This is a genomic window from Frankia sp. CcCS3 (assembly GCF_977927575.1).
Genome location: NZ_CDWRCL010000019.1, coordinates 25,585 through 33,337, shown reverse-complemented (window position 1 = coordinate 33,337; position 7,753 = coordinate 25,585). Strand labels below are relative to the sequence as shown.

At 69.6% G+C, this 7,753-nt stretch carries 6 protein-coding genes and 1 pseudogene; 1 reads left to right on the top strand and 6 read right to left on the bottom strand.

Annotated elements, in window-relative coordinates:
* Positions 1-295: 295 nt before the first annotated feature.
* Positions 296-1,939 carry a GGDEF domain-containing protein gene (locus AC08OQ_RS03510; RefSeq protein WP_476604214.1) on the top strand — a complete coding sequence of 548 codons (1,644 nt, stop codon included), beginning with the start codon at positions 296-298 and terminating at the stop codon, positions 1,937-1,939.
* A 170-nt stretch (positions 1,940-2,109) separates the two neighbouring features.
* Here the strand turns inward: AC08OQ_RS03510 and AC08OQ_RS03505 are convergent, their stop codons facing one another.
* The 6 genes and pseudogenes from AC08OQ_RS03505 to AC08OQ_RS03480 form a co-directional block, all read right to left on the bottom strand.
* Positions 2,110-2,940, bottom strand: coding sequence for a carbohydrate ABC transporter permease (locus AC08OQ_RS03505; protein WP_476600216.1), 831 nt, complete (start codon positions 2,938-2,940; stop codon positions 2,110-2,112).
* A gap of 65 nt (positions 2,941-3,005) precedes the next feature.
* Positions 3,006-3,911 carry a carbohydrate ABC transporter permease gene (locus tag AC08OQ_RS03500; RefSeq protein WP_476611897.1) on the bottom strand — a complete coding sequence of 302 codons (906 nt, stop codon included), beginning with the start codon at positions 3,909-3,911 and terminating at the stop codon, positions 3,006-3,008.
* Positions 3,912-4,119: 208 nt separating this feature from the next.
* Complete coding sequence (locus AC08OQ_RS03495) at positions 4,120-4,983, bottom strand: metallophosphoesterase (protein ID WP_476600220.1); 864 nt, start codon at positions 4,981-4,983, stop codon at positions 4,120-4,122.
* 128 nt (positions 4,984-5,111) lie between these two features.
* Positions 5,112-5,960 carry a tyrosine-protein phosphatase gene (locus AC08OQ_RS03490; protein ID WP_476604215.1) on the bottom strand — a complete coding sequence of 283 codons (849 nt, stop codon included), beginning with the start codon at positions 5,958-5,960 and terminating at the stop codon, positions 5,112-5,114.
* Between the two features lie 32 nt (positions 5,961-5,992).
* On the bottom strand, positions 5,993-7,372 hold the full coding sequence (locus AC08OQ_RS03485; RefSeq protein WP_476600224.1) for an ABC transporter substrate-binding protein: 1,380 nt from the start codon (positions 7,370-7,372) through the stop codon (positions 5,993-5,995).
* A 130-nt stretch (positions 7,373-7,502) separates the two neighbouring features.
* Positions 7,503-7,753 (bottom strand): annotated as a pseudogene (locus AC08OQ_RS03480) (ABC transporter ATP-binding protein); the annotation flags it as partial.

Sequence of the window (7,753 nt, the reverse complement as noted above, 5' to 3'; positions counted from 1 at the left end):
TCCTAACACCGTGCAGGCGGCCGCACCGCACCCCGCCTACCAAGCACATGAAAGACCGATTTTCGGGAGAAAAATACTGGATATTGCTTTCTCTGCAATTTTTGCCCTCTCCGGCGAGCAGGGCTAAGCGGATTATGATTCTGAGCTCATGCCCCAGCGGCATATACTTGCCCCAGGTCACACGGTTAAAGGTGCGGGAAGGTGCGTCACGCCGGATCGGTCAAGACCGTCTCGGCGAGCCGGACGGGCCTCGGGGGTTCGCCTCAACGGTGGGGAGGGAGCCTCGCTCGAGCGGGTGCGCGAGCGGTTCTTCACCGCTGGGATCTCAGCTGAGACCAGCGAGCCCGGTGGGGTGCGGGATCCGATCCGCGAGTCGTGGATGCGGTCGCGGCGGTGGGCGGTGGCCGCGGACAGCCCCGAGCCCCTCCCCGCCGCGTCGGACCTCGACGCACCTGTCGTGCGCGCGGCCGAACCGGTCCTGTGCCAGCTCGCCGACCGCCTGGCCAGGCAGGCCGTCAGCGCGATCGTCACCGACGCGAACGGTCTGGTGCTCGTGCGGTGCACCGGCGACGCCGCGTTCGAACGCCGGCTGGACCGTATATCGCTGGTGCCCGGATTTAGTTTCGCCGAGCGGTTTGTCGGCACCAACGGCATCGGCACCGCTCTCGAGGAGCACAGGCCGGCGCACGTGTTCGGTCAGGAGCACTACGCGGAGCCCCTCGGCGAGTTCGCCTGTGCCGGTGTTCCCCTGCGTGATCCGGCGACGGGGCAGACGCTCGGCCTGTTCGATCTCACCTGTCCGCGCCGGGATGCCGGGCCGCTGCTGACGGCCACGGCGGGCATGGTCGCCAACCAGATTCAGGATGCCTTGCTCCTCGCCGCGCCGGGGCACGACCGGGAACTGATCTCGCTTCGCGAGGCCGACGCGGCGGAGTTGCGCAGGCTGCTGATGGCGGAGCGCCAGCGGCGGGAACTGGCCGAGACGATGCACCGGGTCGTCGTCGAGACCACCAGGGCGGTGACTCCCCCGGAGATCGTCATGACGGCGGCCGCCACGCAGCTTCCGTGCGAGGCGGCGTGGGCGCTCGCCCGGGAGCCGTGCGGAACGTTGCGGGTCGTGGCGGTCTACGGCCAGGTGGATAGCCGGGCGGTCGGGGCGATGGTCGTCCCGCTCCCGGCCTCCCCGCTGCTGCTGGCGTTCCATGGTGGTGGGATGATCGGGCCGCACCGGACGTTGCCGGAGGTGCTCCCCGGCCAGCGGTACCCGGTGGGCAGTTGGCTGGCCGTGCCGGCCCTGTGCCGGCCGGCCCTCACCGTCGTTGTTCTGATCGCCTCGCGGGCCGCTGGTGGCTACAACCCCAGGCAGGCTCGTCTGGCTTATGCCGTGCTGGGCCAGGCGGCGACGGCCTGTGAGAATGGCTACCTGTTCGAGGAGACGCAGCGGCTCGCGGAGAGTGATCCGCTGACGGGGTTGGCGAATCGGCGTCACTTCTTCGACGAGGCCGATGCTCTGGCTCGCAGGCATCTGCACACTGCGCGGCCGCTGGCCGCCTTCACGATCGATATTGATCATTTCAAGCAGGTCAATGACGGTCATGGCCATGCTGTGGGAGATACGGTTCTTGCCGAGGTCGCTAGACGCGTGCAGGGTACGTTGCGTCCGCAGGACATCGTCGGCCGTATCGGTGGCGAGGAGTTCGCGGCCGTGCTGGGCTGCCCGGCTGCGACGGCGAGTGTTCTCGCCGAGCGGCTTCGGCAGGCTATCGGGGCGAGCCCGGTGGCTACCGCCGACGGTCCGCTCCCGGTCACCGTCAGCGTGGGGGTGGCGATGCTGAACCCGGACGATTCCGGGCATGGCGACCTGCTCATCCGCGCCGGCGCGGCCCTCTACCAGGCAAAGCACGCCGGCCGGGACCGGGTCGCGACCGCGCAGCCATGATGGGCTTCTCATGTCAGGCGGGTCGACGACACCTGCGGTCACTCCGAGGATTCTGTCCGCGGATCGCCGTCACTCGGCCGGCCGGCTGTCGGCCTGGTCGACCCAGAACTCGTAGGCGGCGCGGCACACCGCGAGGGTGGCGTGGCCGATCGCCCGCGGGAGCAGCGCGGTCAGCGCAGGCCGGAGCGCACGAACGCGTCGACGACCTGGCGCTGCAGGACCAGGTAGAGGGCGAAGACGGGCAGGCAGGCGAGGCCGGACCCGGCCATCAGGGCGCCCCAGTTGTCGCCCTCGAGGGTCAGGAAGCCGCGGATACCCAGCTGGATGACGGAGTTCGCCCGCTGCAGCGCCAGCGCCGGCCAGAAGTACTCGTTCCAGGCGGTGATGAACAGCAGGATCGACAGCGACGCCAGCGCCGGGCGCAGGTTCGGCACGACGACCGTCCACAATGTGGACCACGATCCCCGCCCGTCGATGCGGGCCGCGTCGAGCAGTTCCCGGGGGAAGGCCTGCATGTGCTGGCGGAGCATGAGCACCGCCAGCGCCGAGCACAGGTTCGGCACGATGACGCCGGCCAGTGTGTTCAGCAGGCCCAGGTTTGACAGCACCAGGTAGTTCGAGATCATCGTTACCTGGAACGGGATCAGCCAGGTGGCCACGAACGCCAGGTAGAACAGGGTCCTGCCGCGGAACTCCCAGGCGGCGAAGGCGTAGGCGGCGAGCAGGGACATCATGAGCTGGCCGGCGGCGGTGACGGCGGCGATCGTGAAGGTGTTGGCGAGTAGCACGCCGATGTCGAGACTGTCGAAGACGTAGCGGTAGTTCGCCAGGCTCAGCGGCCAGGGCAGGAGCGACTGGTCGAAGATGTCGTCTGGCCGGCGGAAGGAGGTGGCGAACATCCAGTACACCGGGAACAGGTTGATCAGGCTCAGCAGGGCCAGCATCAGATGGCTGGCCGCGGTCCGCCAGTGGGGTATCCGCGGTATCCGCATGCTGCTCATCGTGTTCGCATCCTTGGATCGAGGGACCGGGGCGCGTCGAGAAATCCGGTCGCCGAGGGTCCGAGTCAGTTGTCAGCGAAGCTGTACCGGTCGGCCAGTTTGACCAGCACCGCCGCCACCGCCGCGAAGACGAGGAAGAACGCGATGCCCGCCGCGGAGGCCAGGCCGGAGTCCAGGCTGCGGAAACCGAACTGCCAGAGCAGGTAATAGATGTTGGTTGAGGAGTCGGCGGGGCCGCCCTGGGTGAGCACGTCGAGCAGCGGGAACGTCCACTGCCCCGACAGCAGCACGGTCATCAGCAGCATGAACAGCAGAGTCGAGCGCAGCATCGGCAGGGTCACCCACCGGGTGACCTGCCAGCGCGACGCTCCGTCCATCTCGGCGGCCTCGGCGTAATCACTGCTGAGGCCGGTGAGTCCGGCGGAGATGACGAGGGTGGCGAAGCCGAGGATCTGCCACGCGCAGATCGCCAGGATGGCGATCAGCGCCGTCCGCTCCTCCCGCAGCCAGCTGTAGGCACCGAACCCGAGGGTGTGGTTCACCACCCCTCTGGAGTCCAGCAACCAGCGCCAGACCGCGGCGGCGGGGACCGGCGCGACCAGTATCGGCAGAAAGACCAGCGCCCGGTAGACGGTGCGCGATCGACCGCCCAGGTCCCGGATGGCCAGCGCGATGGCGGTGGGCAGAACGATGGCGAACGGAATCAGGCCGAGGATGTACCACAGCGTGTTCTTCGCGGCGCCCCGGAGCTGCGGAAGGGTGAGGACCAGCCGGTAATTGTCCAGAGCGACGTAGGTCCGTGGCGAATTCGGCAGCAGGTTCCAGTGGTAGAAGGACAGCTGGACGGCCTCGATGATCGGCTTGTAGGTCCATAGCACCAGGCTGGCCACTCCGGGCAGCAGGTACAGGTAGGGCGGGGTGGCAGCGAGCATCCGCCGGGCCAGCGATGGCCGGGCGGCCCGCACCGGCACGCGTGACGCGGTGTTGGCGGGGGAGGCGGTGTTGGCGGGGAGTGCGGCACCGGCGGAAACTGCGGCACCGGCGGGGATCGTGGTGCCGGCTGCCCCCGGGATGGCGATTTCGACGAATACGGTTCGGAAACATCCTTTCCGGAGGCGCGGGAAGGGCCGACGTACTGGACGAGGGTCGGTGCCGGACGGGGGTCGGTGCCGGACGGAGTCAGTGATAATCCGCCGCGAGCCGGACGACCTCGTCGAGGGCCATGTCGTAGACCACCTCGGTGGTGGCGATCGGTACCGCGGTGGCGACGGCCCCCTCGGGGTAGACGTCGATCCGGGTGTACTCGCCCCCGACCAGGCCGGTTATCCGGTCGGCTGGGCCGAGGGCGCGTAGCCGGTAGGCGGTGGCACCCGCCACCCAGACCGGAACGCCGCTGAGCACGCCCGCGGACGCGTGGTGGGCGTGACCGGCCAGCACGATCTTCGCGTCGCTGCCGGCGAGCACGTCGGCGAGGTTCTGCGGCTCGGCGAGTAGGAGCGAGTTCACCATCGCGAGCGGGGACGGCACGGGTGGGTGATGCAGGGCGAGGATGGTCCCGTCGGGGGCCGCGGTGGCCAGCTCGTCGGCGAGCCAGCGCAGCTGGGCGGTGCTCAGGAAGCCGCTGTGCTCGCCCGGTTCGGTGGTGTCGAGCATGATGATCCGCAGGTCACCGACCCAGTGCACGTAGTCGTGAGCCTCCACCGTGGGTTCCGCGCCGAGCAGTCCCTCCCGGAACGGGCCACGCGAGTCGTGGTTGCCGACGCCGTAGAGCACGGGCGTGCCCAAGCGCGCCGCCACCGGTTCGACCAGGTCACGCAACCGCTGGTAGGCCAGCAGATCACCGCGGTCGGCGAGGTCACCGGTGAGCAGCAGGGCACCGATCTTCAGCGTGGACGCCTCGATCTGGTCGAGCACGGTGCGGAGCGCGGCGTACGTGTCGACCTTGCCGCGCATCAGCTCACCCTCGCGGACGATGTGGGTGTCACTGATCTGGATCAGGCTGTGGGTGGGCGTGTGCGCGGTTGGGTCCAAGAGTATCGGCATGGACGTCCTTCGGAGCGGGAGGGGATGGCTTCAGGGCGGACGGGGTTCAGGGCGGACGGGGTGGCGCCTGGGGTGAGCCGCAGGCCCGAGGGGGAGGGACTCCGGGCCTGCGGCTCACTGGCTGGGGTTCAGCCCGCGGTCGCCGGACCGGAATCCGGCCCGGCGTCGGAGGCCTCCGCCGGCACGAGCAGGGCCTCGACGAGGCGGTCCAGCGCGTGCGCCGTCGCCCCGTGCGCGAGCAGGTAGGTGTGGGTGTCCCCGTGCCGGGCGTGGATACGGCCCAGCGCGTGCAGGATGAGGTCGGGCGGGCTTGCCATCAGCGAGGCCGGCAGCTCCTCGCCATCGGTGGACATCAGGGCGGAGATCCGCTGGACGGCCGCCGCAGCCTCGTCCCGCAGGAAGTACGAGGTCAGCGCGAAGTCCTGCGCGATCACCTCGGCTGGCACCCCGGCGAGGTCCAGCGCCAGAGCGATGACCAGACCGGTGCGGTCCTTGCCGGCGCTGCAGTGCACGATCGCGGGCAGTGCCCCCGGTGCGGCGAGCGCGAGCATGGCCGCGGTGAGGCGGTCCCCTCGATGATCGACGACGTGGTCGTAGAGGCTACGCAGATCGCCGGCCGTCTGGTGCCGGTCGACCGGCAGGGTGTAGACGGGCACCCGCCGATGCGTCGCGGCGAGCCGGCCGAGCTGGTCCGGATCGTGCGCCACCTCGGTGTCCTCGCGCAGGTCGATGACCGTGCGCAGCCCGATCTGCGCGAGGATGGCCTGCCCACGGCCGTCGAGCCCGCGTAGCGTGCCCGAGCGCAGCAGCGTGCGCCAGCGCAGGGAGCGTCCGTGCACAGTCGGGTAGCCGCCGACGTCGCGCAGGTTGATCGTGCCCGGCAGCGACAGGGCGCGCCGCGCCTGCGGCGCCCCGCCGTCGCCGGCGCCCGGGGCGGTCCCGGTGCTCGCTGCGGTGGCCGTGCTCCCAGTGCTCACGGTGCTCACGGTGCTTACGACGGGCACGGCGGTCACTTCCGGGGCAGGAAGCTGGTGGCCTGCTTCTGCGCGTCGGCCAGGGTGGATGCGGGGTCCTTGCCGGTGAAGACGGCGCTTTCGACCGCGGTCATCATCGTGTCGGAGATCTGGAGGTAGTTGTCACCCGGGAAGGACTCCCACGGCTCGATCCGGGTGAGCTGGTCGAGGTTCGGCTTGATGAGCGGGTTCGCCTTCGCCCAGGCCTGCAGGTACTTCGGGTCGTCGATCAGGCCGGTCCGTAGTGGCAGGTAGCCGATCTTTGAGGAGATCTCGGTGTAGGCGCGGTTGCTGGTGAGGAACTTGGTCAGTTCCCAGGCGGCGCGCTGCTTGGCCGGGTCTTTACTGAAGATCGCCAGTGCCGCTCCCGAGTTGGTGGGGATGACCGGCTTCGAGCCGAACGCGGGTTCCTGGGCGGCGTCGAGCTCCCAGTTGTTCGCCTTGGCGCCGGCCATGAACATCCCCTGCAGGGAGCTGCTTTCGAGCAGCATCCCGGCCTGGCCGGTGCTGAACGCCTTGACCTGCTGCTTCTGGTCGAGGTTCGGCATCACGCCGCTGCGTGCCAGGTCGGCGGCCATCGACACCGCCTCGACGCCCGGCGGGTCGGCGAAGGACAGCTTGGTGCCGTCGGTAGAGATCACCCGGCCACCGGCTGACCGTACCAAGCTCTGGAAACACCAGTCCCCGACCTTCGTCAGACAGTCGATGAGGACCCCGTCCTTGCCGGTCTTCGCCTTGATGGCGAGCGCCGCGGTCTTTACCTCCGCCCAGGTCTTCGGCGGCTTGGCCGGGTCGAGGCCGGCCTGGGTGAACAGGGTCTTGTTCAGCCAGAGAACCGGGGTGGAGAAGACGTACGGGACGGCGTAGGTCTTGCCGTCGACATCGCCGAGGGTGCGGGCTTTCGGGGCGAACGGGTGTTCGCCGCCGAAGTTCGCCTGAACGGCCTCCCGCCCGACCAGTGTGTCGAGCGGCTGGGCGCCGAGGCTGCCGGAGGCGAAGCGCAGCGCGTTGAAGGTGATCTGGGCGACGTCCGGGGGGCTGCCCGCCAGCACCTGGTTCTTGATGCTGGTGACGTAGTCGCCGCTGTTCGCGCTGCCGGCCAGGTTCTGCGGCGGCTGGCCCTTGACGGTGATGTTGGGATGCGCCGCCTGGAAGTCGCGGAGCAGCCCCTCGATCACCGGCTTCCACGTCCCGACGTTCGCGAGGTTGTAGCTCTCGAAGACGATCGAGACCTTCTGGTCCGGGGAGCGTTCGGGGATCGTGCTGGCGTTCGCGGCCGCGTTCGTGGGTGTGGGCGAGGACGTCGCACACGCGGAGGCGAGCGCCGCAAGCAACGCGAGGCCAGCTGCGGCACGCAGCAGGCGTGGTCGAGCCACGGGGATGCTCCTTGGGATCAACGGGACGTTGGGATCAATAGACCGACGGGACCGACGGGACCGACGGAATCGATGGGATGGCGGACGGACCGGATCGCGGTGATCTGGTCCGGTTGGGTCTGGTCGCCCCTCAGACCGCGGCGGGCGCGGCCGAAGCGGGGGAGGGGGACGCGGCGAGCGCGCCGGGCACGGGGATGGTCAGGGATTCCCGGGAATCCGGTGGCCGCCAGGCGAGCCGACGTCCGCTCGCCCGAGCGAACAGGTGCACCCGTGAGACGTCGATGGTGAGTCGGGCCCGGTCACCGGCGGCCAGTCCGATCGGGCGGGGGCCACGCAGCGCGACAGCCTGACCGTGGACGTCGCACCAGGCCACCTCCTCGC